This window comes from Serratia sp. KG1D (assembly GCF_037150675.1).
Lineage (GTDB): Bacteria > Pseudomonadota > Gammaproteobacteria > Enterobacterales > Enterobacteriaceae > Serratia > Serratia nematodiphila.
Genome location: NZ_JBAGIH010000004.1, coordinates 303,303 through 326,458, shown reverse-complemented (window position 1 = coordinate 326,458; position 23,156 = coordinate 303,303). Strand labels below are relative to the sequence as shown.

The following is a 23,156-nucleotide window of genomic DNA, read 5'->3' as shown; positions in this document are numbered from 1 at the left end:
CTGAGCGAGGTCACCCTCGCACCGATTTATGTCACAAATGTATACAACGAGACGCAAATGAAAATCCTATAACGTGACACAAGTCACGTTATAAGCTCGTCAATCCGGCATGGCAAACAGTGACTGGGTATTGCGTTGCAGATGAGCGGCGATCTCGTCGGCCGGTTCCGGCCGCAGCTCGCACAGCGCGTGAAACACCTCGGCGGCGCGCTCGGGGCGATTCGGCTGCCCCTGATAACCGGCCAGCGGCATGTCCGGCGCATCCGTCTCCAGCAGCAGCGCCTCAAGCGGCAGCTGCGCCATCACGCCGCGCGTTTTCTGCGCCCGCTCATAGGTGATGGTGCCGCCCACGCCGATGTAATAGCCGAGGCGGATAAACGCCTGCGCCTGCGACAGGCTGCCGGCGAAGCCGTGCACCACGCCGCGACGCGGCAGCTGCATGCGCCGCAGCGCCGCGGCCAGCTGATCGTGGGTACGCCGCGAGTGCAGGATCACCGGCAGGTCATGCTGTTTCGCCAGCCTCAGTTGGGCCAGCAGCACGCTTTGCTGGCGCTCGAACTGCGGGTTGTCCATATACAGATCGAGCCCGATCTCCCCCACCGCCACCAGCTTGCGCGGCCGTTCGGCCAACAGCGCCGCCAGCTGTTCCAGCTGCGGCTCATGATGCTGCGCGATATACAGCGGGTGCAGCCCCAACGCGGCGAACAGCGGCGCGTGATCCTGCGCCAGCCGCAGCACCCGCGTGAAGCGATCGGCGGTGACCGTCGGGACGATGATGCGCTGCACGCCGGCGCTTGCCGCCCGCGTCAGGCTCTCGGCCTCATGTCCGGTAAAGGGCGGGAAATCGAAATGGCAGTGGGTGTCGGTAAAGGCGTAGCTCACAGCGCGCCCCCTTCACCCGGCGGCAGATCGCCCGGCAGAATGAGCTTCGGCGCCGCCACCGCAGCCTCCGGCTGCGCCGTGAGATCGGGCGACATGGCGATGTCGGTCACGATCGGCGAAGGCATTCTGACGTTCTCCGGCTGGATAAGGCGGCGCGACAACGATTTTTGCACCTTGATACCGTCCGGTTCCTGCTGCGCCATCCACTGGCCGACGGTGGCCAGGAAGTAGCGGCCGCAGCGGCGCCCCAGGTGATAATCCTGATTGAGCGCCCCCAGTCGGCTGCCCAGCGCATTGCTGGCCAGCGGCTTAGGCGGGAAGATCTCGAAGATGCGCAGCTTGCCCGGCGGCTTCTCGATAAAGCGCTGGATGCGGTGATAGCTTTGCTCATGATGCTGCAGGATGCGCACCATCTGCTGCAGGCTGCTGTCGCTCAGCCAGTGCTCCATGCGCTTCATCCACTGCGGGGTGTAGTACATTTGCGAAGGCACGGTGCGGATCACCACGATGGTGTCGGCGCCGCGGCGGTAGGCCTCTTCCACCGGGATCGCATCGCTGATGCCGCCGTCCTGATAGCTGACGCCGTCCAACTCCACGCCCTGACGGTAAAAGCCGGGAATGGCGCTGGACGCCTTGATGGCCGGCAGCCAGCGTTCACGCTGCGCCGGCAGATAGGCCGGTTCGAAATCGTCGCTGCGGCAGGCGCACAGCAGGAATTCGCGTCCGTCGATAAAATGCTGTTCCGCCACGTCCATCGCCAGCGGCATCTGCGCCGCCGCCGTATCAACCAGCCAATCGAGATCGATCAGATGCCCGCCGCGCACGAAGCGCAGCGGATTGAAGAACTGGGCCGAGGTGGTGTAACGGGTGATCACCCGGCGCGCGTAGCCCATCTGCCCGCAGATATAGGCGGACAGATTTTGCGCGCCGGCCGACGTGCCAATCAGCAGATCGAAAGGGTTAAAGCCCGCGCGCTGAAACTCGTCCAGCACGCCGGCGGTGAAAATGCCGCGCTGGCCGCCGCCTTCGCAGACCAACGCCATTTTTCCTGGTCGAAAAGGTTTAGACGCCAGCGGTTCTATATTGCCGAGCGTGATGGGTATTCTGTATCCCAACTTGGCATCCTCAGTGAGACGTTTTCTCCGAGGATACCGCGTCTCGCTCTCTTCCGTAATCCTCTTGCAGCACGCCGACGAGGAAATCATTGCTGCCGGCCAACCAGGCACCATCGCTGCCGGACCATTCGGCCCACGCCTGCCATACCTGACCTTTCAGCTGTTTCCAGCGCCCGACGATGATGTCGCTGTTCATGGCCGGCCCTCCCCGAGGTGAGAAAAGGAATTAAGCTTTGTTACAGTTTGCAGGAAAGTGCCGGCCGGCTAAGGGCGCCGACGGCCGGTGAACAGGCTGACCAGGAACAGGATGATGCCGACAACGAACACGACTTTGGCGGCCCAGGCGGCGGTGCCCGCCAGCGAACCGAACCCCAGTGCCGCAGCGATAAGCGCGATGACTAAAAAGATAATGCCCCAACGAAACATAAGCTTCTCCTTACCATTGTGAAAAAATTCGCTGCCGTCTACCGCCCCGACACCGGACGTCGACGGCAAATCAGTTTCTTTTTTTGGTGGTACACGTCGGGCCGCCTTGACGGCCCGACAGATGCGGCTTGTTGTTACTTGTTACGGGCGCCTGGCGGGATTACGGCTTGACCACCAGGTCGTTTTTCACGCTTTTCACGCCGTCGATAGCCTTGGCGATGCTTTCGGCACGCTCAGACTGCGCCTGCGTTTTCACCTCACCGGAAAGCTGCACCACGCCATCGGTGGTTTCCACTTTCACATTGCGCGACGGCACGATGTCATCGGCCAGCAGCTTGGCTTTCAGCTCGCTGGTGGTGGCGGTGTCGCCGGCATACGATTTGATCGACTGGTTGGCTTCATCTTTCACGTGCAGCTTGTCGCTGACGGTTTTGACGCCTTCCACCTTACCGGCAACCGCAACCGCATGCTCCGCCTGCGCCTGGCTGCCGACAAACCCGCTCAGGATCACGGTGCCTTTTTCGGTTTTCACCGAAATGTCAGTGCTTTTGATGGTTTTATCGTCCACCAACGCACTTTTAACTTTAGCCGTTATCGCGCTGTCATCCATGTAACCGTCAACTTTTTTCATGGAGCTATCGATTTTGGCACCGGCACTGTCCGCGGCGTTAGACGCCTTGTTGAGCAGACTGTCTTCGGCCAGCGCAGTGCCGCTCACCAAAGCAGAACCCAAAACAACAGCCATCAGCGAGTGTGCAAATTTGGTCTTTTTCATCGATCTCTTCCTTTTGTTGGGGGCCCCAGCGCCAGAGCGCCGGAACCCTTCAGCCGCCTTCACGCGGCCTCTCGGTAAATACTTCATCATCGCTATACGATTAAGCGTTCACGACAGGAATATTGCAACCGCCGTGCCAACTACATAAACACCTTAAAAATCAAACAAAAAAAGCATTGAGTCGGATTTTTAATCAAAAAACTGTCACCTATTGACGACAGACTAAGTGACACGAAACGGTAAAACAGTCATCTCATTGATATTTAAGGAAACAGACTGTCTCCTATCAGCAACACATCAGAATAACTCACCAAACAATCAGCGTATTACAGTGATTTACTCTCAAGCAATGTGCGGACATCTCGTTAAAGATAGACCATGCGGCGGAAAACGCAGGCCTAACGAACGCTGCCTGGCGATATCGGTTTGCGGCATAAAAGGTGAGGAAGTTTTATTAATTAGCGGAGTGAGGATGAGGGAGATTGGCAGGGCGCACCGGGCGCCCTGCCGATTTATCAGTGTTCGCGGGTTTTGCGGAAGGTCACGTCAGGATAGCGTTCCTGCGTCAGGTTGAGGTTCACCATGGTCGGCGCGATGTAGGACAGGTTGTCCCCACCGTCCAGCGCCAGGTTGATCTCGTTCTTGCGCTTGAACTCTTCGAACTTCTTCACGTCGTCGCACTCGACCCAGCGCGCGGTCGACACGTTGACCGACTCATACAGCGCTTCCACGTTGTACTCGCTCTTCAAGCGCGCCACCACCACGTCGAACTGCAGCACGCCGACCGCGCCGACGATCAGATCGTTGTTGGCGATCGGGCGGAACACCTGCACCGCGCCCTCTTCGGACAGCTGCACCAGCCCCTTCAGCAACTGTTTCTGCTTCAGCGGATCGCGCAGGCGAATGCGGCGGAACAGTTCCGGCGCGAAGTTCGGAATGCCGGTGAACTTCATGTCTTCACCCTGGGTGAAGGTATCGCCGATCTGAATGGTGCCATGGTTGTGCAGACCAATGATGTCGCCCGGGTAGGCTTCTTCCACGTGCGAACGGTCGCCGGCCATAAAGGTCAGCGCGTCGGAGATCACCACGTCTTTGCCAGTGCGCACCTGGCGCAGCTTCATGCCCTTCTCATAACGGCCGGACACCACGCGCATAAAGGCCACGCGGTCGCGGTGCTTCGGATCCATGTTGGCCTGGATCTTGAACACGAAGCCGGTGAATTTCTCTTCCGCCGCCGTCACTTCGCGGGTGTCGGTTTTGCGCGGCATCGGTGCCGGCGCCCAGGCCACCAGGCCGTCCAGCATATGATCCACGCCGAAGTTGCCGAGTGCGGTACCGAAGAACACCGGCGTCAGCTCGCCGCTCAGGAAAGCTTCCTGATCGAACTCGTGAGAAGCGCCCTGCACCAGTTCCAGCTCATCGCGCAGCTGCGCCGCCAGATCTTCGCCCACCGCCGCATCCAGCTCTGGGTTGTTCAGGCCCTTGACGATGCGCACTTCCTGAATGGTGTGGCCTTTACCGGTCTGGTACAGGTAGGTTTCATCCTTGTACAGGTGGTAAACGCCCTTGAACAGCTTGCCGCAGCCGATCGGCCAGGTGATGGGCGAGCAGGCGATCTTCAGTTCGCGCTCAACTTCATCCATCACTTCCATCGGATCGCGAATGTCGCGGTCCAGCTTGTTCATGAAGGTCAGGATCGGCGTGTCGCGCAGGCGGGTGACTTCCATCAGCTTGCGGGTGCGATCCTCTACGCCCTTGGCGGCGTCGATCACCATCAGACAGCAGTCGACCGCGGTCAGGGTGCGATACGTATCTTCGGAGAAGTCTTCGTGCCCCGGGGTATCCAGCAGGTTGACCAGGCTGTCACGGTACGGGAACTGCATCACCGAGGTGGTGATCGAGATCCCGCGCTGCTTTTCCATTTCCATCCAGTCGGATTTGGCGTGCTGGCTGGAGCCGCGGCCTTTTACCGTACCGGCGGTCTGGATCGCCTGTCCGAACAGCAGCACTTTTTCGGTAATGGTGGTTTTACCGGCATCGGGGTGCGAGATGATGGCGAAAGTTCTTCTTTTGGAGACTTCGCGGGCAAATTCACTAGGAGACATGGTTTTCAGGTTCTACGGTTAGTCCGCCCTGCGACATCATCAGAACGCGCCGATCGCGGCGCCGGGCAAAGCGGTGAATAAAAGATAACAGCCGGGCATTTTCGCCGATTTGCCAACCGGTGACAATCAATGCTTTTTCCGGCCGGGCTGATTACGCCAGCGGCAGCGCCATCACGATCGCGTCTTCGCGGCCGTGGGCGCTCGGGTAATAATTGCGGCGCACGGTGACTTCGTTGAAACCGAGATCTTCATACAGCGCGATCGCCGCCTGGTTGGAGGCGCGCACCTCCAGCCACAGCGTGACCACGCCGCGGCTCTCCAGCTGTTCGATCAACGCGTTGAGCAGCAGGCGGCCAAAGCCCCGGCGCTGGTGCTGCGGATGAATGGCGATGTTGAACAGCGTGGCTTCGTCCAGCACGATCTGCGTGATGGCGAATCCCGCCATCTCCCCATCGGCGCTCAGCTTCAGGTTAAGGTAGCGATCGCCCTGATTGCTGGCGAAGGTGGTTTCCGTCCAGGGGAAAGCGTGGCTGGCTTGCTCAATGTTGAAGGCCGTGGCCAGGTCGGCCGCCGTCAGGGTAGAAATCGTGTTCATGATGACAAATCTGCTGCCAGAGGGCGCGTTTGGCCCCCGCGTCTTGGGAAAGCTCGGCCAGCGCCGGGCTGTGTAGCTGCGCGCCGGCGACCGCGAGCGGTTCCGCCACGCCCAGCCGCCAACTGTTGCATGCGGTCTCTTCAGGCAGCATCGCCACCTGTTCCGGCGTCAGGCTGTAGGTTTGCGCCGGCGTCAGCCCCAGGCTGCGCAGCACGTCGCAAAACAGCGGATCGTCGGGCGCGGGCAGCGTCTGCGCCACCACCAGCAGGCGCGTCTCGGGCGGCAGACTGACCGCCACTTCGCCCTGCAACACGCCCGGGCGGCGCAATGTCCACTGCGTAATACCCAGTTGTTGTAACAGCCAGTCGCGTTTTGATGCCATGCCGATTCCTACCCGTTGTGGTGCGCCATGCCTGCCATGCGCCGCGCTATGCTAACAAACCCGCGCAGCCCGCGCCAACAAACCCGTCGAACATATCGCCACAAAGCTCTATAATCCCCGGTCTCATTTCCAGGAGCCAATATCTGATGTCTGCATTAACCCCCGCCAGTGAAATCATGCTGCGCCACAGTGATGAATTTATCGAACGCCGCGTGCTGTTTGCCGGCGACCTGCAGGACAGCCTGCCGGCCCAATTCGAGGCCGCGGACGTGCGCGTCCACACTCAGCAATACCATCACTGGCAGTTACTGAACCGGACGATGGGCGATAACGTGCAGTTCGGTTTGACCGTCGATCCCGCTTTCGTCGCCGACTGCGACACGCTGGTTTACTACTGGCCGAAGAGCAAGCAGGAAGCGCAATTCCAGCTGTGCAACCTGCTGGCGCTGCTGCCGGTGGGCGCGGACGTGTTCGTGGTCGGTGAAAACCGCAGCGGCGTGCGCAGCGCCGAGCCAACGCTGGAAGGCCACGTCACGCTGGTGAAAATCGACAGCGCGCGCCGCTGCGGCCTGTATCACGGCCGCCTGGACGCGCAGACCGAGTTCGACCTGAACGAGTGGTGGGACAGCTATCAGCTGCACGATCTGGAAGTGAAAACGCTGCCGGGCGTGTTCAGCCGCGACGCCCTGGACGTCGGCAGCTCGCTGCTGCTGTCGACGCTGGAAAAACACATGAAAGGCAAGGTGCTGGACATCGGCTGCGGCGCCGGCGTCATGGCCTCGGTGATGGCCAAGCTGTCGCCGAAGGTGAAACTGACCCTCAGCGACGTCAATGCCGCCGCGGTGGAATCCAGCCGCGCAACGCTGGCCGCCAACGGCATCGAAGGCGAAGTGATCGTCAGCAACGTTTACTCCGATATCACCGGCCGTTTCGACATGATCATCTCCAACCCGCCGTTCCACGACGGGCTGCAGACCAGCCTGACCGCTGCCGAAACGCTGATCCGCGGCGCGGTGAAACACCTGCCGATCGGGGGTCAACTGCGCATCGTCGCCAACGCCTTCCTGCCCTACCCGGACATTCTGGACGCCACCTTCGGCAGCCACGAAGTGCTGGCGCAAAACGGCCGCTTCAAGGTGTACCAGGCGACCGTCGGCCGCCCGCCGCGCGCGCCGAAGAAAAAATAAGTTTCCGTTGGCGGAAAACGACAGAGCGCGGCCCGAGGCCGCGCTTTTTTTTTAGCCGTTGATATAGGTCATCGACTCCGCGCCGTAGCGATCGCCGGCCGCCGCGCTCAGCGGAAACACCGCTTCTATCGCCGCCAGTTCAGCCGCGCTCAGCGCGATCTCCGCCGCGGCGACGTTCTCTTCCAGATAGCGACGGCGTTTGGTGCCGGGGATCGGCACAATGTGTTCGCCCTGCGCCAATACCCAGGCCAGCGCCAACTGAGAAGGCTTGACGCCCTTCTGCGCCGCCAGCTCGCTCACCTTCGCCACCAGCGCCAGGTTACGGGCGAAGTTTTCCCCCTGGAAGCGCGGGTTACTGCGGCGGAAATCGTCCTCGGCCAGATCCTCCGGCCGCCGGATAGCGCCGGTGAGGAAACCGCGCCCTAACGGGCTGTAGGGCACAAAACCGATGCCCAGGCGCTCGCAGGCCGCCAGCACGCCCTGCTCGGCGTCGCGCGTCCACAGCGAATATTCGGTCTGCAGCGCGGTGATCGGATGCACCTTGTGCGCCCGCTCCAGCGTGGCGACCGACGCCTCGCTCAGGCCGATGTGGCGGATCTTGCCTTCGCGGATCAGATCCGCCATCGTGCCGACGACGTCTTCGATCGGCACTTGCGGATCGACCCGGTGCTGATAATAGAGATCGATCTCCTCCACGCCCAAGCGCCGCAGGCTACCCTCTACGGAGCGCCGGATATACTCGGGCCGGCTGCTGACGCCGCGCGCCGAAGGATCCGCCGGATCGCGCAGGATGCCGAACTTGGTGGCCAGGAACACCTGTTGCCGCTTGCCCCTGATCGCCTCCCCCACCAGCTCTTCGTTGGTGTGCGGCCCGTACATGTCGGCGGTGTCGAGCAGCGTGACGCCCAACTCCAGCGCCCGGTGCAGCGTGGCGATGGCTTCCTGCCGATCGGCGCCGGTGGAATAGAAGTCGCTCATGCCCATGCATCCCAGCCCCAGGGCGGAGACGACGGGACCGTTGGAGCCGAGTTTACGTTGTTGCATTGTGCTGCCCTCATGCGGTGAATGGATAACGCAGCAAAGTCTGGTTGTTTACACGACAAAGATAAATAATGCAGATTGCACATCACTGTTCAAAAATCACCAACAATCCGGAGTGGACATGGATCAGGTTCAAGCCATGCGCATTTTTACCCGCATCGTCGAACTGGGCAGCTTCAGCCGGGCGGCCGAACGTCTGCAGCTGCCGCGCGCCACGGTCAGCAACGCGCTGAAACGGCTGGAACAGCGGCTGGGTGTGCGCCTGCTGATCCGCACCACCCGCCAGGTGCAGGTGACCAGCGAAGGCAGCCTCTATTACCAGCGCTGCGTGCAGCTGCTGGGGGCGCTGGAAGAGGCGGACACGCTGTTCAGCCAGCATAAGCTGCAGCCGTCCGGCAAGGTGCGCATCGATATGCCCCATTCGCTGGCGCGCGAGGTGGTGATTCCGGCGCTGGACGACTTTTATCGGCGGTATCCCGACATCACGCTGGCGCTGGGCGCCAACGACACCCACGTCGATCTGTTGCGCGAAGGCGTGGACTGCGTGCTGCGCGCCTGGGAAACCGAAGACGACGGCCTGGCGGCGCGGCGCATCGCCCAGCTGCCGCAGGTCACCTGCGCTTCCCCCGCTTATCTGCAGGCCCACGGCACGCCGCTTGACATCGATAGCCTGGAGCCGCATCGCGCGGTGGGGTATTTTTCACTGGCCAGCAACCGCGATTACCCGCTGGAATTCTGCCGCGGCGGCAAGCTGGAACTGCGCGAGCTGCCCGCCCGGCTCAGCGTCAACGGCGCCGACGCCTACATCGCCGGCGCACGCGCCGGCATGGGATTGATTCAGGCGGCGCGCTATTCGCTGGCGCCCTGGCTGAAACAGGGAGAGCTGGTGGAAGTGTTGGCGGACACGCCGCCTCCGCCGATGCCGATTTACATCATGTATCCGCCCGGCCGTTTCCTGGCGCCGCGGGTCAGGGTGTTGATTGATTGGCTGATTTGGCTGTTTGACCAGCAGAAAAGCGGCGATATGGCTGTTTTTCCAGCAAACGCCCGCAAAGCGGGGAAATAACTGTTGACGTGCCCGCCAAAATCTCTAGAATTCGCCTCCGTGGTAACGTTACTCCGGTAATGTTTCTGGTACGCGAAGGTGGCGGAATTGGTAGACGCGCTAGCTTCAGGTGTTAGTGTCCTTACGGACGTGAGGGTTCAAGTCCCTCTCTTCGCACCAAATAACCACATGATTTATATTGCACTCAGCATCGATGCGAAGGTGGCGGAATTGGTAGACGCGCTAGCTTCAGGTGTTAGTGTTCTTACGGACGTGAGGGTTCAAGTCCCTCTCTTCGCACCAAGCTGGCGACGTAATATAAATCAAAGCAACAACATCGACTGTGCGAAGGTGGCGGAATTGGTAGACGCGCTAGCTTCAGGTGTTAGTGTCCTTACGGACGTGAGGGTTCAAGTCCCTCTCTTCGCACCAATTGATGATCTCTCCGGTAGTTCCTTCGAAAAAATCCCAACGCATTGATGATAAACACGCTTAAGCGTGGTTTTGCCGTTTCTGGCGTTTCACCCAAAGCTGAAGTTGAGGCTGACTGCCGCCAGGCCGCCCGCCAGCGCCATGCAGGAAGGCAGCAGCAGATAGTGGCGCAGCCGGCTATTGAACAGCATCACCAGCGTGGCCAACATCGCTATCACGATCAGGGTGCGCAACTGCAGCATATCCAGGTTGATCAAGGCCAGCAGCGGCATCAACGCACAAGGTAGCAAAACGCCCCAGGCGCTGGCCAGGCGATCCCCGAGGCACCAACTGACGCCCCACAGCCCGCACGCGGCAATCATGGCAGTGAGCATGACCCCTCCTTAAGTGATAATGATAACCAATATCATATAACACTTTTTTGGCCGCTGCATCATTTTCACTGCGCTGACCAAACTCAGATGACACCAGCAGGAAAAAATGATAATTTGACATAAGAAAATTCCTAGTCCTGTTTGCATGATAATAATCACAATCCTCAACCATGCAATTCAAGTGGATATTCGCGCCAAAGGAATGCTTCTCAACCTTAATTATTCGACAGAACGACTTTGCAAAGAGTGACCTCCGTATGAACGCCCGTTCTTATCAGGAATTACTGAACAGCAAGCAGCGCCTGGCATTATTTCTTTTTCTGATAATGAATGCCGCCTCTTCCGTATTTACATTATTGTTCCCTTTTAGGGATACGCCCGCATTTACCCTACCTTTATTATGTATACCGCTATTTTGTCTGGTAGCGGCGCTATTTTCCCTGCAAACACCACGTAACTATTTGTGCAAACTCAACCTGTTCGCCAGCGTACTCGGCCTGCTCTGGGCCGCACATATTTACGTTAAAAGTCAATATTGCCTACCGAATAACCAAGATTTTTTATTAATTAGTTTGTTTAGCATCTTTTTTATCAGCGCTATTTCTCTGACGGATAACTTTACCGCCTTTTGTTTACACGCCGTACCTTCCGCAATGATGATCCTGGCTTTAGACGGCATGCATAATACCCTGCGGATATTATTCACCACGCTATTACCTATTATCGCTTTCTCCATTCATCACCTGATGTTGAAACGCAGTGAAATCTTTACCCACGCGCTGGTGGCCAACCTGTATAACGAGCGGGACAAATTCAATAATTTGAGCATGCTCGATCCCCTGACCGGCCTTTATAACCGACGTGGGCTGGAGAATAAGATCACTATGCTGCTGGAACCGCAAACCGGCCACCATTACGTGCTATTGCTGGATATCGACCACTTCAAGGTCTACAACGACAGCTACGGCCACGCCATGGGCGATCGGGCTTTGGTGCAGGTGGCGGTCGCCATCCGCGATGCGGTGCGTTCGCGCGATATCGTGGTGCGTTACGGCGGGGAAGAGTTTTTGGTGCTGCTGACCAACGTGCACGAAGGCTACGCGGCGCAGCTGGCCGAGCGGGTGCGCCAACGCGTGGCGGAACTGAACATCCCGCACGGCGCCAGCCCGCAGCACAGCGGCACGCTGACGCTTAGCGCCGGCATCTCCGCGCTGGAAAAACTGGACATCGAATCGGCGATAGGCGCAGCCGACGCCGCGCTCTATCTGGCGAAACACAGCGGCCGCAACAATATCCAGCTGGCGCAAAACGTCCAGCCCGTCGTCATTCACCCTTAAGCCGCCGCCGAAACGGCGCGGCGGCCGTCAGTAAAACTTAAGCAAAGGTGGAACGAAGCCCGTTCAACAACAGGTTCAAACTGGCCAAGGCCTGCTCCAGCGCCACGTCTTTTTCCGGCTGATGGGCGACCCACAGCGCAGCATCCATCAGGCCGCCATTGATTAAATGCGCCAGCGCTTCCGGTTCGGCGGTAGCGATACGCCGCTGCGCCATCAACGCCTGTAAGGCCCCCGTCATCCAGGTGATGCAACCCAGCTTGCTGGCCTGCAGATAGTCGGCTCCCAGCACCGAGGGCGAATCGCGTAACAGAATGCGCTGCGATTGCGGCTCCGTCATCATGATCAGATAACCGCGGCAACGCCCCGCGAAGGCCTCCCAGTCATCTGGCGTGCTGGCGGTAATGTCGGCGAGGCGCGCATCCATTTCGGCGTCGATTTCCTGCACGACGGCCAAAAACAATCCCTTCTTGTCGCCAAAATGGTGATAGAGCGCACCGCGCGTCATACCGGCTTGCGCAGTAAGCTCATCCATCACCGTCTCGGCATACCCCACGCCGCCGAACTGCTGACGGGCGGCCGCCACCAGCTTACGCCGGGTTTCTTCAATCATTTCTGTGCGCGCTTTACGTGCCATGGATTCACTCCCGTCTCGCCATTGATGACGTTATAATTGACATACGCCATGTATGTCAATTAACGTAACATACGTGGCGTATGTCAATGATGGGCATTGCGCGAATACCGAGCCGCCAACATTCAGGAGCCCTATTCATGGCTAATCCTTATTTCACACTGTTCAGCGCACCGGGCAGCAAGGCGTTTTCCTCTGCCGGGTTGATCGCGCGCCTGCCGATCTCAATGACCGGTATCGGCATCATCACCATGCTTTCGCAGGTACGCGGCTCCTATTGGCTGGCGGGTGCGGTGGCGGCGACATTCGCCTTTTCCATGGCGCTGCTCGCGCCGCAAATCGCACGCGCGGCGGACCGCTACGGCCAAAACCGCGTGCTGCCCTACGCCACCGGGGTCAGCGCACTCGCCCTGTTGCTGCTGCTGATCTGCACCCACTATCGGGCGCCGGACTGGACGCTGTTCGTCTTCGCCGCGCTCGCGGGCGGCATGCCCAGCATCTCCGCGATGGTCAGAGCCCGCTGGAGCGAAATTTATCGCGGCACGCCGCAGCTGCACACAGCGTTTTCATTCGAGTCGGTGTTGGACGAAGTGGCCTTTATCGTCGGCCCGCCGATCGCCGTGGGGCTCAGCGTTGCGCTCTTCCCTGAGGCCGGCCCTCTGGTGGCCGCGCTGCTTCTGGTGGCGGGCGTTTCGGCATTCGCCTGGCAAAAAAGCACTCAGCCCCCGGTTTATCCCCGCAATAACCAGCGGCAGCGCGCCATCCTGGCCATGCCGTCGATGCAGATCCTGGTGCTGGCGCTGATCGCGCTGGGCACCATCGTCGGCACCGTGGACGTCATCAGCGTGGCCTTCGCCGAGCAGCAGGGGCAGCCGGCCGCCGCCAGCATCGTGCTGTCGGTTTACGCAGGCGGCTCCTGCCTCGCCGGGCTGATTTTCGGCGCAATAAAGCTGCCGTCCCCATTGCCTCGGCAGTTCTTATACGCCGCCTTCGCCACCGCACTCACCACGCTGCCGCTGCTGTGGGTGCACAATGTCTTAACGCTGGCGGCGGCGATGTTTGTCGCCGGACTGTTTTTCGCGCCGACCATGATCGTCGCCATGGGGTTGGTTGAACGCCTCGTGCCGCCTTCACGTTTGACGGAAGGATTGACCTGGATGGTGACCGGCCTGGGGGTTGGCGTGGCGCTCGGCGCCGCCTTGGCGGGGCTGGCGATCGATGCGGTGGGGATCAAGGCCGGCTTTGGCGTCACGCTCACGGCCGGCCTGGTCGTACTGCTGGTGGCGGCCGGCGGCTATCGCTTAATGCGGCGAACGCTGGCCGTGCAAGCGGCATGAACCGCTCGCGCTAGGCGCTTTCCCAAATCGCCTTGCCCTGCCAGCGCCGTTCGATCGCCGCCAGAAACAGTTTCACCTTGGGGGAAAGGTGGCGCCGGCTGGGATAGACGGCGCAGATCGGCGGCCCCGGGCGACAATAGCGCTCCAGTATCGGCACCAGCGTGCCGGCCGCAATCTGCTCACCGACCAGAAACGCCCCTACCTGACACAGACCGGCCCCGGCGACGGCCGCATCCCGCAATGCCTCGACGTTGTTGAAACGCATCCGGCCGCGCACCGGCTGTTCGTGCAGTTGACCGTTAACCCGATAGCGCCAGGGCGCCGGCAATCCCTGGTGGCTGAAGACCAGCGTCTCGTGATCGCCCAACGCCTCCGGTTTCGCAGGCGTACCGTGCCGCGCCAGATAGTCCGGCGCCGCGCAGGTGATCAGGCGATGCGGCGCGAGCACCCGCCGCACCAGTCGGCTGTCGTCGCTGCCGCCGACGCGGATCGCCACGTCGATGCCGTCGCGCACCAAATCGCTGTAATCGTCGGAGAAGCTGACGTCGGCGTCCACCTCCGGCCACTGCGCCAAAAATTCCCGCAGAATCGGCAAAATATGCAACCGCCCCAACGAGACCGGCACATCCAGCCGCAGCCGCCCGCGCGGGGTTTGCCGCCGCGTATTGAGCGCCGTTTCCGCCTCTTCGGCCTGCGACAGGATGCGCTGCGCATACTCGTAAAATACCGCGCCGTCTTCGGTCAGGCTGACGCTGCGCGTGGTGCGCTGCAGCAGCCGGGTCGCCAATCGCGCCTCCAATCGGGTCACGCATTTGCCCGCCGCCGAACGGGAGATGCCCAGCCTCTCGGCCGCCAGCGTGAAGCTGCAGGCATCGGCGACGCGAATGAATACCAGCAGGTCGGTCAGGTTATCCAACGGCATAGACGGTAAATTAGCCACGATTTGTCCCCAATATTGCGCATTCAGGCCAGTTTATCAGCCATTTTGGCGCGGATACACTGAGGTTCTTCATCTGTTGGGAGAGTCATTATGAGTGCCTTACACGCCGACGGCGGCGCAAAAGCGTGGCTGGCGACCCTCACGGTCGGCCTGTCCACCTTTACCGTCGTCACCGCAGAAATGCTGCCCGTCGGGCTGCTGACCCCGATCGTCAATACCCTGAACGCGACGATCGGCCTCGCCGGGCTGCTGATTTCCCTGCCGGCCCTGTTCGCCGCGCTGTTCGCCCCGCTGGTGGTGCTGGGCGCCCGGCGCACGGACCGCCGCAGCCTGTTGGCAGGCTTTCTGCTGCTGCTGATCGCCGCTAACCTGCTGGCCGCCGCCGCCACCTCCCTGGCGCTGCTGTTCGCTGCGCGCATTCTGCTGGGCTTTTGCATCGGCGGTATCTGGGCCATCGCCGGCGGGCTGGCGGAACGCCTGGTGCCGCCGGTCTCCGTCGGATTGGCGCTGTCCATCATCTTCGGCGGCGTAGCGGCGGCCTCGGTGTTCGGCGTGCCGCTCGGGGTATTCCTCGGCGAAGCGCTGGGCTGGCGCATGGCGTTTCTGGCGGTCGCCGTTCTGGCGGCGCTGACCCTGCTGCTGCTGGTGTGCGTGCTGCCGCCGCTGCCGGTCACGCAGGCGATCGGCTGGCGGTCGTTCACCGCGCAGCGCGCGAATCGCCGGCTGCTGACCGGGCTGCTGCTGACGTTTCTGCTGGTCGCCGGTCACTTTATGGCTTACACCTTTGTCCGTCCGCTGCTGCAGACGGTCTCCGGCATCGAGAGCCGCTGGGTGGGGCCGCTGCTGTTCGCCTACGGCGTCACCGGCCTCGTCGGGAATTTCATCGCCGGCCAGGCCGCCGCCAAACGGCTGCGCCGCACCCTGGCGCTGATCGCCCTCGGGCTGGCGCTCGCCGTCCTGCTGCTGCCGCTGCTGGGCCACGCGCCGCTGAGCGGCGGTGCCTTCCTCCTGCTGTGGGGCATCGCCTACGGCGGCGTTTCCGTTGCGCTGATGGCGTGGATGCTCAAGGCGGTGCCCGATGCGGTCGAGGTCGCCTCTTCGCTGTATATCGCGCTGTTTAATCTGGCGATTTCCTGCGGTTCGCTGGCGGGCGGGCTGGTGGTGGATGCCGGAGGCTTGACGATAAACGGCGCGCTGTCCGGCATGGTGCTGCTGCTGGCGTTGGCCATCCTGATGGGAACCCGGCGGCGGATGCCAAAAGCGGCGGCGAAGGCCGATTCGCCGCCGGGTTGAATCAGCCGCGGCGCTGCCGCAGGCCGTAAACCAGCACCACCGCGAAGCACAGCAGCGGCAGCAGATAAGAGAGCGCGGTGCTGTAACGGTCGGCCAGCGCTCCCATAAAGTACGGCATGATGGCGCCGCCGACGATCGCCATGATCATGAACGAGCTGGCGCGCTTGGTGTGCTTGCCCAGATTTTTCACCCCCAGGGCGAAAATGGTCGGGAACATGATCGACATAAAGAAGAACACCGCGATCAGCGCCACTACCGACACCCCGTCGACGCTCAGCATCACCACGCCGCACAGCGCGATGTTGATCAGCGCATAGGCCGCCAGCAGCGTCGCCGGTTTGACCCGCCCCATCAGCCAGGTGCTGAAGAAGCGCCCGACCATAAAGCAGATCATGGCAATCGACAGCAGGTAAGAGGCGTTCTGGTTAGACACCTCGCGCCAGTGCTCGGTGGCGTAGTTGATGAAGAACGCCCCGACGCCCACCTGCGCCGCCACGTAGAAGAACTGTGTGATAACCCCGCCGACGAAATGCGGATGCTGCCACAATCCCTGCGCTATCACGCCTTGCACCGGTTTTTCCTCTTCGCGGATCGCCGGCAGCCGGGTGCGGCTGAACAACAGCGCGATCAGCAGCACCAGCGCGGCGATCGCCACATAGGTCATCTTCACCGCGCTCTGATCGCCGTCGCCGGCGGACTGGCCGGCGGAGAAGAACAGCGTGCCGCCGATCAGCGGGCCGATAAACTGCCCGAGGCCGTTGAACGACTGCGCCAGGTTGAGCCGCCGTTCGGCGCCCTGCGCGTCGCCCAGCACCGTGGCGTACGGGTTGGCCGCCGTTTCCAGGCACCCCAGGCCGCTGGCGATAACGAACAGCGCAAACAGGAATACGCCGAAGCTGTTGGCCGACGCCGCCGGCACGAACAGCAGCGCCCCCAGCGCGTACAGGCACAGCCCGACCAGAATCCCCGCCTTATAACCCTTGCGATCCATAAAGTACCCGGCGGGCAGCGCCACCAGGAAATAGGCGCCGAAGTAGGCCGCCTGCAGCAACCCCGACTGCGCCTTGGTGACGTGCAACGTCTCCTGAAAATGTTTGTTCAATACGTCCAGCAGGCCGTAGGACAGCCCCCACATGAAGAACAGGCTGGTGACCAGGATAAAGGCCCAGCGCAGATTGGCGGTCACGGGGACGCCCGGCTGCGCGGAGGCCGCACTTTTTTCAGCAAGCATGGTGATACCCTCGTATCGTCTGGCGATGATGATGTTGGCGTTATTGCTGTTGCAGAGAGAAAATCCGCGCCATTTCCACCCATTTTTCACCCTGCGGCGTCCAGGGGGTGGCGGCCTGGTAGTGCCACATCAGCGCTTCCCATCGCTGTACTTCGGGGTTGTTCAGGCTGGCGGCGTCAAAGCGCGCGGCGTCGAAATCGGCGCTGACCTCCACGATCATGAACAGCCGGGTGCCCAACCGGTAAATTTCCATGTCCAGAATGCCGTGCTCGCGCAAATGCGCGGCGATGCCCGGCCAAATGCGCTGATGATGCTGCTGGTACTCCGCAATCAGCGCCGGTGAGTCAATCAGATCGAGCGCCTGGCAGAAACGGCGCCGCCCTGCCGCCGCGCCGCTCACGTCAGCGCCCGATCGAGATGCAGGTAGCCGCCATCCACCGACAGCCACTGCCCGGTGGTGTGCGATGACCGCGACGACAGCAGAAACGCCACGGTGTCGGCGATCTCCTGCGGCGTGGTCATGCGCTGCCCGAGCGGAATGCGCGCAGTGATCTTCTCCATCTGCCGCTGCGGCTCGGCGAAGGTGTTGAGCCAGCGCTGGTACTGCGGGGTGATCACCTCCGCCGGCACCACCGCGTTCACCCGCACCCCGTCATGACGGAGCGATACCGCCCATTCGCGCGTCAGCGCCAGCACCGCGCCCTTGGCGGCGGTGTAACCGCTGGTGCCCCCCTGGCCGCTGAGCGCGGTCTTGGAGGCGATGTTGACGATGGCGCCCCGGCTCTCCCGCAGCGCCGCCTGGCACAGGTGCGCCATCAGGTAGTAGTGCACCAGGTTCTTTTCCAGCGAACCGACGAACGCTTCACGCCCCGCCTCCAGCCCGACGCCGTCATTGACCCCGGCGTTATTCACCAGTCCGTCGATGCGGCCGAAGGTCGCCAGCGTCTGGCTGACCGCCCGGCGGCAGGCCGCCTCGTCGCACAGTTCGGTGAGGATCACCCCGGTGCGCGGCTGCAGCCGCTGCAAATCGGCCAGCAGCGCCGCCTCCGGCGCGGCGTTAGTGACCAGCACCGGGATCGCCCCTTCCTCGGCCAGCACATGAGAAATCGCCGCGCCAATGCCGGAACCGCCGCCGGTAACCAACACCACCTTATCTTGCAGATACAGATCCATAACCAGACTCCGTTAAACCGTAAATTCGCCAGGCGGTGCCGCCCCAAATCGCCGCCTGTTCGGCGGCTCCCAGCGTCGACAGCGCCTGTTCGCACAGTTGCACCACCTGGCGGTAGTCGCCGGCCAACAGGCACACCGGCCAGTCGGAGCCGAACATCAGCCGCTGCGGGCCGAACGCCTCCAGCGCGGCGTCGAAGAACGGCAGCAGCTCCTCCGCCCGCCACCGCCCGCCCGGCGCCTCGGTGATCAGTCCCGAGAGCTTGCAGGCCACGTGCGGCAATGCCGCCAGCGGCCGGATTTGCTGCGCCCAGTGCCGCGCACCGCGCGCCACGTCCGGCTTGCCGAGATGATCCAGCACCAGCCAGTGTTGGTCGTGGCGGGCGGCAAACGCCGCCGCGGCCGCCAGATGCCGGTGCGTCACCAGGATCTCGTACACATACCCGGCGCGCTGCAGCGTTTGCATGCCGCGTTCCACCTCCGGCCGCGCCAACCAGGCCGCCGGATCCGCTTCGTCCTGCACCTGATGGCGCACCCCGCACAGCGCGCGATAAGGCCGCAAAGTTTCCAGACGCTGCGCCAGCTGTGGCGAAGCGATATCCAGCCACCCCACTACGCCGCATACGCCCTCGCTCTGCTCAGCCAGCGCCAGCAGGGCCAGCGTCTCTTCCTCGCTGGGGCGCGCCTGCACCGCCAGCGCGCCGTCGAAACCGTGTTCCTGCAACAGCGGCCGCAGCCGGGGCGGATCGAAATCCTGCCGCAGCACGCGCATCCGCTCGTCGATCCACGGGTAGTGCTGCGGGTGGTAGCGCCAGTAGTGCTGGTGAGCGTCGATGCGCGGCATGCGATCCTCCCGCTTCACCCGCGGAACCGATATTGCTCGATCGACGACGGATGCATCTCGATCGAGTAACCGGGCCGGCTCGGCGGCATGTAGGCCGCGCCCTTGATCACGCAGGGATCGACAAAGTGTTCATGCAAATGATCGACGTACTCGATCACCCGGCCCTCGTGGGTGCCGGCAATGCACAGGAAGTCGATCATCGACAGGTGCTGCACGTATTCGCACAGCCCGACGCCGCCGGCGTGCGGGCAGACCGGCAACTGGTATTTGGCCGCCATCAGCATCACCGCCAACACTTCGTTGACGCCACCGAGGCGACAGGCGTCGATCTGCACCACGTCCACCGCGCCGCGCATGATGAACTGCTTGAACATGATGCGGTTCTGGCACATCTCGCCGGTAGCCACCTTGACCGGCGCTACCCCTTCGCGGATGCGGCGATGCCCTTCCACGTCGTCCGGGCTGGTCGGCTCTTCGATAAACCAGGGTTTGGCGAACGCCAGATGCTTCACCCACGGAATGGCTTCATCGACTTCCCACACCTGGTTGGCGTCGATCATCAGCCGGCGATCCGGGCCGATCACCTCACGCGCGATGCGCACCCGGCGAATGTCGTCTTCCAGATCGCGCCCAACCTTCAGCTTCAGGTAGGAGAAACCGGCGTCGACCGCCTCCTGGCACAGGCGGCGCAGCTTGTCGTCCGGATAACCCAGCCACCCTGCCGAGGTGGTGTAGCAGGGATACCCTTCCTGCAGCAGCCGCTCCAGGCGGCGTTCTTTGCCCTCGGCCCGCTGTTTCAGCAGCGCCAGCGCTTCCTGCGGCGTGATGCAGTCGGTGATGTAACGGAAGTCGATGCAGCGCACCAGCTCCTCCGGCGTCATCTCTGCCACCAGCCGCCACACCGGTTTGCCGACCGATTTGGCCCACAGATCCCACACCGCGTTGACCACCGCGCCGGTCGCCAGGTGAATGGCGCCCTTGTCCGGCCCGATCCAGCGCAGCTGGCTGTCGCTGGTGAAGCGCCGCCAGAAGGCGCCCATGTCAGCGGCGATATCCTCCAGCCGCTCGCCGACGATCTGATGCTCCAGCGCGCGGATCGCCGCGCAGCAGATCTCGTTGCCGCGCCCGATGGTGAACGTCAGCCCGTGGCCGCTGAGATCCGCGCGATCGGTCTCCAGGATCACGTAGGCGGCGGAATAGTCGGGATCCGGATTCATGGCGTCGGATCCGTCCAGCCCCAGCGACGTGGGGAAACGAATGTCTTCAACCCGCAGTGCGGTAATGGTGGTCATGGCGGCGCTCCCAGTTAAGCCTGTACGGTTTGCTGGCGCTGTTCGCCCAGCCCTTCGATACCCAGACGCATCGTCTGGCCCGCCCGCAGGTAGATGGGCTGCGGTTTCTGCCCCATGCCGACGCCCGGCGGCGTGCCGGTGGAGATCACGTCGCCCGGCTGCAGGCTCATGAAGCGGCTGAGGTAACTGACGATCTGCGGAATGCGGAAGATCATGGTGCTGGTGTTGCCGTCCTGATAGCGCTTGCCGTCCACCTCCAGCCACAGGTTCAGGCTGTGCGGATCGGCGATCTCGTCGGCGGTCACCAGCCAGGGCCCGATCGGCCCGAAGGTGTCGCAGCCTTTGCCCTTGTCCCAGGTGCCGCCACGCTCAATTTGATATTCGCGTTCTGAGACGTCGTTGATCACGCAATAACCGGCGACGTGGCGCATCGCGTCCGTTTCGCTGATGTAGCGCCCGCCCAGGCCGATCACCACGCCCAGCTCCACTTCCCAGTCGGTTTTCTGCGAGCCGCGTGGGATCTCCACCCGGTCGTAGGGGCCGACCACCGCGCTGGTCCATTTGTTGAACACCACCGGTTCTTCAGGAATGGCCGCGCCGGTTTCCGCCGCGTGATCGGCGTAGTTCAGGCCGATGCAGATGAACTTGCCGATGCCGCCGACGCAGGCGCCGAGGCGCGGCTGCCCCTCGACCAGCGGCAATGCGGCGCTGTCCAGCGCGCGCAGTTTGGCGAGCGACGCCGGCGATAACTCGGCGCCGCCCACGTCGGCAATATGCTGCGACAGATCGCGCAGGCGGCCCTGTGCATCCAACATGCCGGGGCGCTCTTGCCCAGGTTGCCCGTAACGTAAAAGTTTCATGCCTTCCTCTCTCAAAAATGGCGGCTCAATTGCTCCAGCCGCCGTCGATGATCTGCACCGTGCCGGTGGTGTACGAACTGGCGTCGGAGGCCAGATACAGCGCCAACTGGGCGATCTCCTCGGTGGTGCCGATGCGCCCGATCGGCTGACGGGCGACGAACGCCTGATACACCTCTTGCTCGCTGCGCCCCTGTTCGCGCGCCTGCTCATTGATGCGCTGGCGCAGCGACGGCGATTCCACCGTGCCGGGGCAAATGGCGTTGCAGCGGATGCCCTGGGTAACGTAATCCGCCGCCACCGAGCGCGTCAGGCCGATCACCGCCGCCTTGCTGGCGCCGTAGGCGAAGCGGTTCGGCACCCCTTTCACGCTCGAGGCCACCGAAGACATGTTGATGATCGAGCCTTTGCCGCGCGCCAACATGCCCGGCAGGAAGGCGCGGATCATGCGGAACATCGCGGTCACGTTGAGATCGAGCGCGAACGCCCACTGATCTTCGCTGCAATCGAGGATCGATCCGCTGTGCACCACGCCGGCGCAGTTGAACAGCACATCGATCGGGCCGATCGCTTCCGCCGCCGCCGCGATGGCGGCCGGATCGGTGACGTTCAGCGCCAGCGCGCGGATCCCGGCGCAGCCCTGCAGGCGCTCGAGGTTGATGTCGCTGGCGATCACCTCGGCGCCGGCGGCGGCGAACAGCCTGGCGGTGGTGAATCCGATCCCTTGCCCGGCGGCGGTGATCAGTACGCGTTTCCCGGTTAAATCCATCTTGACTCCTCGGCCTAAAGGTCTAATGGTCAGGCCACTAAGGGCGGTTAAAGGTCAGGCCTCTAACATGACAAAAGACGCTTTACGCGTTATCGTTGGGGGAAGAAGTTAATAAAACAGCCTTGAAACCACATTTCAATTAACCATTTTTTTTACACTTGAATAACGATTACTCAAGCGCCTTGTCGCATAATTGTGCGCCAAATCACTGAACGCCGAATCGTCAAAGGTCAAAAATGCCGATTACCCGACTGGAAAACCCAAGGATTTACAGACAGATAGCCGACCAGCTCAAACGTCTTATCGAGAATAACGAATTTCCGCCTGGCAGCCGCCTGCCCTCGGAGCGCGATCTTGCCCAGCAGTTGCAGGTCAGCCGCGCGTCGGTGCGCGAGGCGCTGATCGCGTTGGAAGTGATCGGCCTGGTGGACGTCAAGGTGGGCAACGGGGTGATCGTGCGTTCGCAAACGCCGCCGCCAACGTCGCAGGAATCGGTGATGGCCCAGGCCGGCCGCAACCAGTGGGCGGAGATCGACGACGAACTGAATATCGAGCTGGATTTCAACGCCGAGCTGCCGCCGTTTTCACTGCTGCAAACCCGCCTGCTGATTGAACCGGAGACCGCCGCGCTGGCCGCGCGCCACGCCACCGACGAGGAGCTGGCGGGCATCCGCGCCGCCTATGAGCAGAACTGCCGCGATAACCGCGCCGGCTCCGCCACCCACCCCGGCGATCGGCTGTTCCACATCCGCATCGCCCAAGCCAGCGGCAACCCGGCTTACGCGTTCATCATCGGCCATCTGCTCGGCCACCGCTACGGCAGCATGTTCCGCGTGCTGCAGCGCCACTATACGCCGGACGACATGCCGCACCGCTCCGAGCTGGAACACCGGGCGATCCTGGCGGCGATCGAAGCGCGCGACGTGCGCGGCGCCCGCAAAGCGATGAAGGCGCACCTGGATGAAGTGATCGCCATTTTCGCCCGCGCGCAGTAAGCCGCCGGCGGTTAAAAAATTTTATCGCCACCGCTCTTTTTTCTACATGCAGCGGGGGGGCGGGCGCATTACACTGGGCGATGGATTACGCCCTTTCCCGC

Annotated in this window: 25 protein-coding genes and 3 tRNA genes; 9 read left to right on the top strand and 19 right to left on the bottom strand. The window is 62.2% G+C overall.

Annotation, left to right across the window (positions count from 1 at the left end; all coding sequences use genetic code 11):
- Positions 1–99 precede the first annotated feature (99 nt).
- The 8 genes from WFM45_RS19675 to WFM45_RS19640 all read right to left on the bottom strand — a co-directional run bounded on the left by WFM45_RS19675 (position 100) and on the right by WFM45_RS19640 (position 6,280).
- Positions 100–882, bottom strand: a complete 783-nt coding sequence (locus WFM45_RS19675; RefSeq protein ID WP_033631742.1) for a TatD family hydrolase — start codon at positions 880–882, stop codon at positions 100–102.
- Positions 879–1,997, bottom strand: a complete 1,119-nt coding sequence (locus tag WFM45_RS19670) for a patatin-like phospholipase family protein (protein WP_033631741.1) — start codon at positions 1,995–1,997, stop codon at positions 879–881. The genes WFM45_RS19675 and WFM45_RS19670 overlap by 4 nt, the downstream gene beginning before the upstream one ends.
- Positions 1,998–2,007: 10 nt before the next feature.
- Positions 2,008–2,193 carry a CsbD family protein gene (locus tag WFM45_RS19665; protein ID WP_004933086.1) on the bottom strand — a complete coding sequence of 62 codons (186 nt, stop codon included), beginning with the start codon at positions 2,191–2,193 and terminating at the stop codon, positions 2,008–2,010.
- A gap of 68 nt (positions 2,194–2,261) precedes the next feature.
- Entirely contained in the window at positions 2,262–2,423 is a 162-nt protein-coding gene (locus tag WFM45_RS19660) for a DUF1328 domain-containing protein (protein ID WP_004933089.1), read from the bottom strand.
- Positions 2,424–2,583: 160 nt separating this feature from the next.
- Positions 2,584–3,198, bottom strand: coding sequence for a molecular chaperone OsmY (gene osmY / locus WFM45_RS19655; protein WP_004933091.1), 615 nt, complete (start codon positions 3,196–3,198; stop codon positions 2,584–2,586).
- A 515-nt stretch (positions 3,199–3,713) separates the two neighbouring features.
- A complete protein-coding gene (gene prfC, locus WFM45_RS19650) occupies positions 3,714–5,303 on the bottom strand; it encodes a peptide chain release factor 3 (protein ID WP_004933094.1) in 1,590 nt (529 codons plus the stop codon).
- 151 nt (positions 5,304–5,454) lie between these two features.
- Positions 5,455–5,898 carry a ribosomal protein S18-alanine N-acetyltransferase gene (rimI, locus tag WFM45_RS19645; protein WP_033631740.1) on the bottom strand — a complete coding sequence of 148 codons (444 nt, stop codon included), beginning with the start codon at positions 5,896–5,898 and terminating at the stop codon, positions 5,455–5,457.
- The gene (locus tag WFM45_RS19640) at positions 5,843–6,280 is read right to left on the bottom strand and encodes a DNA polymerase III subunit psi (protein ID WP_085337463.1); all 438 of its coding nucleotides are present in this window, start codon (positions 6,278–6,280) and stop codon (positions 5,843–5,845) included. Before WFM45_RS19640 ends, rimI begins: the two co-directional genes overlap by 56 nt.
- Positions 6,281–6,426: 146 nt before the next feature.
- Between WFM45_RS19640 and rsmC the strand changes: the two genes are divergently transcribed.
- On the top strand, positions 6,427–7,467 hold the full coding sequence (rsmC, locus tag WFM45_RS19635) for a 16S rRNA (guanine(1207)-N(2))-methyltransferase RsmC (protein WP_336956969.1): 1,041 nt from the start codon (positions 6,427–6,429) through the stop codon (positions 7,465–7,467).
- A 51-nt stretch (positions 7,468–7,518) separates the two neighbouring features.
- On the opposite strand, the gene WFM45_RS19630 is transcribed toward rsmC, so the two are convergent.
- The gene (locus WFM45_RS19630; protein WP_033631738.1) at positions 7,519–8,511 is read right to left on the bottom strand and encodes an aldo/keto reductase; all 993 of its coding nucleotides are present in this window, start codon (positions 8,509–8,511) and stop codon (positions 7,519–7,521) included.
- Between the two features lie 118 nt (positions 8,512–8,629).
- Between WFM45_RS19630 and WFM45_RS19625 the strand changes: the two genes are divergently transcribed.
- The 4 genes from WFM45_RS19625 to WFM45_RS19610 all read left to right on the top strand — a co-directional run bounded on the left by WFM45_RS19625 (position 8,630) and on the right by WFM45_RS19610 (position 9,985).
- The gene (locus WFM45_RS19625; RefSeq protein ID WP_048326054.1) at positions 8,630–9,574 is read left to right on the top strand and encodes a LysR family transcriptional regulator; all 945 of its coding nucleotides are present in this window, start codon (positions 8,630–8,632) and stop codon (positions 9,572–9,574) included.
- A 72-nt stretch (positions 9,575–9,646) separates the two neighbouring features.
- A tRNA-Leu gene (locus tag WFM45_RS19620) sits at positions 9,647–9,733 on the top strand.
- 36 nt (positions 9,734–9,769) lie between these two features.
- Positions 9,770–9,856, top strand: a tRNA-Leu gene (locus WFM45_RS19615).
- Positions 9,857–9,898: 42 nt separating this feature from the next.
- Positions 9,899–9,985, top strand: a tRNA-Leu gene (locus WFM45_RS19610).
- 89 nt (positions 9,986–10,074) lie between these two features.
- Here WFM45_RS19610 and WFM45_RS19605 read toward each other — a convergent pair.
- Positions 10,075–10,359: a DUF1435 domain-containing protein gene (locus tag WFM45_RS19605; protein WP_004933115.1), complete on the bottom strand. Its 285-nt coding sequence runs from the start codon at positions 10,357–10,359 to the stop codon at positions 10,075–10,077.
- Between the two features lie 257 nt (positions 10,360–10,616).
- Here WFM45_RS19605 and WFM45_RS19600 point away from each other — a divergent pair, with 257 nt between their 5' ends.
- Positions 10,617–11,696, top strand: a complete 1,080-nt coding sequence (locus WFM45_RS19600; protein WP_033631737.1) for a GGDEF domain-containing protein — start codon at positions 10,617–10,619, stop codon at positions 11,694–11,696.
- A 37-nt stretch (positions 11,697–11,733) separates the two neighbouring features.
- On the opposite strand, the gene WFM45_RS19595 is transcribed toward WFM45_RS19600, so the two are convergent.
- On the bottom strand, positions 11,734–12,330 hold the full coding sequence (locus WFM45_RS19595; RefSeq protein ID WP_242141316.1) for a TetR/AcrR family transcriptional regulator: 597 nt from the start codon (positions 12,328–12,330) through the stop codon (positions 11,734–11,736).
- Between the two features lie 137 nt (positions 12,331–12,467).
- On the opposite strand from WFM45_RS19595, the gene WFM45_RS19590 reads away from it, so the two are divergent.
- Entirely contained in the window at positions 12,468–13,664 is a 1,197-nt protein-coding gene (locus WFM45_RS19590; protein WP_336956964.1) for an MFS transporter, read from the top strand.
- A gap of 10 nt (positions 13,665–13,674) precedes the next feature.
- On the opposite strand, the gene WFM45_RS19585 is transcribed toward WFM45_RS19590, so the two are convergent.
- Positions 13,675–14,586: a LysR family transcriptional regulator gene (locus WFM45_RS19585; protein ID WP_060558525.1), complete on the bottom strand. Its 912-nt coding sequence runs from the start codon at positions 14,584–14,586 to the stop codon at positions 13,675–13,677.
- 108 nt (positions 14,587–14,694) lie between these two features.
- Here WFM45_RS19585 and WFM45_RS19580 point away from each other — a divergent pair, with 108 nt between their 5' ends.
- Positions 14,695–15,897: an MFS transporter gene (locus WFM45_RS19580; protein ID WP_336956963.1), complete on the top strand. Its 1,203-nt coding sequence runs from the start codon at positions 14,695–14,697 to the stop codon at positions 15,895–15,897.
- Position 15,898: 1 nt separating this feature from the next.
- Here the strand turns inward: WFM45_RS19580 and fucP are convergent, their stop codons facing one another.
- The 7 genes from fucP to WFM45_RS19545 are packed head-to-tail and all read right to left on the bottom strand — an operon-like array spanning position 15,899 to position 22,060.
- A complete protein-coding gene (gene fucP, locus WFM45_RS19575; RefSeq protein WP_135637767.1) occupies positions 15,899–17,128 on the bottom strand; it encodes an L-fucose:H+ symporter permease in 1,230 nt (409 codons plus the stop codon).
- A gap of 40 nt (positions 17,129–17,168) precedes the next feature.
- Positions 17,169–17,528 (bottom strand): L-rhamnose mutarotase, encoded by a 360-nt coding sequence (locus tag WFM45_RS19570; protein ID WP_015376547.1) that lies wholly within the window; start codon positions 17,526–17,528, stop codon positions 17,169–17,171.
- Positions 17,525–18,301 (bottom strand): SDR family oxidoreductase, encoded by a 777-nt coding sequence (locus tag WFM45_RS19565; protein ID WP_044029740.1) that lies wholly within the window; start codon positions 18,299–18,301, stop codon positions 17,525–17,527. The genes WFM45_RS19570 and WFM45_RS19565 overlap by 4 nt, the downstream gene beginning before the upstream one ends.
- Entirely contained in the window at positions 18,279–19,142 is an 864-nt protein-coding gene (locus tag WFM45_RS19560; RefSeq protein ID WP_099982018.1) for an amidohydrolase family protein, read from the bottom strand. Before WFM45_RS19560 ends, WFM45_RS19565 begins: the two co-directional genes overlap by 23 nt.
- A gap of 14 nt (positions 19,143–19,156) precedes the next feature.
- Positions 19,157–20,434, bottom strand: a complete 1,278-nt coding sequence (locus WFM45_RS19555) for an L-fuconate dehydratase (protein ID WP_033631729.1) — start codon at positions 20,432–20,434, stop codon at positions 19,157–19,159.
- Between the two features lie 14 nt (positions 20,435–20,448).
- A complete protein-coding gene (locus WFM45_RS19550) occupies positions 20,449–21,294 on the bottom strand; it encodes a fumarylacetoacetate hydrolase family protein (RefSeq protein ID WP_336956958.1) in 846 nt (281 codons plus the stop codon).
- A gap of 25 nt (positions 21,295–21,319) precedes the next feature.
- Positions 21,320–22,060, bottom strand: coding sequence for an SDR family oxidoreductase (locus WFM45_RS19545; RefSeq protein WP_015376542.1), 741 nt, complete (start codon positions 22,058–22,060; stop codon positions 21,320–21,322).
- A 236-nt stretch (positions 22,061–22,296) separates the two neighbouring features.
- Between WFM45_RS19545 and WFM45_RS19540 the strand changes: the two genes are divergently transcribed.
- Positions 22,297–23,055 (top strand): FadR/GntR family transcriptional regulator, encoded by a 759-nt coding sequence (locus WFM45_RS19540; protein ID WP_033631726.1) that lies wholly within the window; start codon positions 22,297–22,299, stop codon positions 23,053–23,055.
- Positions 23,056–23,156: the final 101 nt, after the last annotated feature.

What these genes read in the sequence shown, in the direction of transcription:
- fucP (WP_135637767.1), bottom strand. Translation starts at nt 17,128, where the DNA reads ATGCTTGCTGAAAAAAGTGCGGCCTCCGCGCAGCCGGGCGTCCCCGTG.
- WFM45_RS19640 (WP_085337463.1), bottom strand. Translation starts at nt 6,280, where the DNA reads ATGGCATCAAAACGCGACTGGCTGTTACAACAACTGGGTATTACGCAG.
- WFM45_RS19665 (WP_004933086.1), bottom strand. Translation starts at nt 2,193, where the DNA reads ATGAACAGCGACATCATCGTCGGGCGCTGGAAACAGCTGAAAGGTCAG.
- rsmC (WP_336956969.1), top strand. Translation starts at nt 6,427, where the DNA reads ATGTCTGCATTAACCCCCGCCAGTGAAATCATGCTGCGCCACAGTGAT.
- WFM45_RS19660 (WP_004933089.1), bottom strand. Translation starts at nt 2,423, where the DNA reads ATGTTTCGTTGGGGCATTATCTTTTTAGTCATCGCGCTTATCGCTGCG.
- WFM45_RS19580 (WP_336956963.1), top strand. Translation starts at nt 14,695, where the DNA reads ATGAGTGCCTTACACGCCGACGGCGGCGCAAAAGCGTGGCTGGCGACC.
- WFM45_RS19595 (WP_242141316.1), bottom strand. Translation starts at nt 12,330, where the DNA reads ATGGCACGTAAAGCGCGCACAGAAATGATTGAAGAAACCCGGCGTAAG.
- WFM45_RS19545 (WP_015376542.1), bottom strand. Translation starts at nt 22,060, where the DNA reads ATGGATTTAACCGGGAAACGCGTACTGATCACCGCCGCCGGGCAAGGG.
- prfC (WP_004933094.1), bottom strand. Translation starts at nt 5,303, where the DNA reads ATGTCTCCTAGTGAATTTGCCCGCGAAGTCTCCAAAAGAAGAACTTTC.
- WFM45_RS19555 (WP_033631729.1), bottom strand. Translation starts at nt 20,434, where the DNA reads ATGACCACCATTACCGCACTGCGGGTTGAAGACATTCGTTTCCCCACG.
- rimI (WP_033631740.1), bottom strand. Translation starts at nt 5,898, where the DNA reads ATGAACACGATTTCTACCCTGACGGCGGCCGACCTGGCCACGGCCTTC.
- WFM45_RS19550 (WP_336956958.1), bottom strand. Translation starts at nt 21,294, where the DNA reads ATGAAACTTTTACGTTACGGGCAACCTGGGCAAGAGCGCCCCGGCATG.
- WFM45_RS19600 (WP_033631737.1), top strand. Translation starts at nt 10,617, where the DNA reads ATGAACGCCCGTTCTTATCAGGAATTACTGAACAGCAAGCAGCGCCTG.
- WFM45_RS19605 (WP_004933115.1), bottom strand. Translation starts at nt 10,359, where the DNA reads ATGCTCACTGCCATGATTGCCGCGTGCGGGCTGTGGGGCGTCAGTTGG.
- WFM45_RS19625 (WP_048326054.1), top strand. Translation starts at nt 8,630, where the DNA reads ATGGATCAGGTTCAAGCCATGCGCATTTTTACCCGCATCGTCGAACTG.
- WFM45_RS19585 (WP_060558525.1), bottom strand. Translation starts at nt 14,586, where the DNA reads ATGCCGTTGGATAACCTGACCGACCTGCTGGTATTCATTCGCGTCGCC.
- WFM45_RS19560 (WP_099982018.1), bottom strand. Translation starts at nt 19,142, where the DNA reads ATGCCGCGCATCGACGCTCACCAGCACTACTGGCGCTACCACCCGCAG.
- osmY (WP_004933091.1), bottom strand. Translation starts at nt 3,198, where the DNA reads ATGAAAAAGACCAAATTTGCACACTCGCTGATGGCTGTTGTTTTGGGT.
- WFM45_RS19630 (WP_033631738.1), bottom strand. Translation starts at nt 8,511, where the DNA reads ATGCAACAACGTAAACTCGGCTCCAACGGTCCCGTCGTCTCCGCCCTG.
- WFM45_RS19565 (WP_044029740.1), bottom strand. Translation starts at nt 18,301, where the DNA reads ATGGATCTGTATCTGCAAGATAAGGTGGTGTTGGTTACCGGCGGCGGT.
- WFM45_RS19590 (WP_336956964.1), top strand. Translation starts at nt 12,468, where the DNA reads ATGGCTAATCCTTATTTCACACTGTTCAGCGCACCGGGCAGCAAGGCG.
- WFM45_RS19540 (WP_033631726.1), top strand. Translation starts at nt 22,297, where the DNA reads ATGCCGATTACCCGACTGGAAAACCCAAGGATTTACAGACAGATAGCC.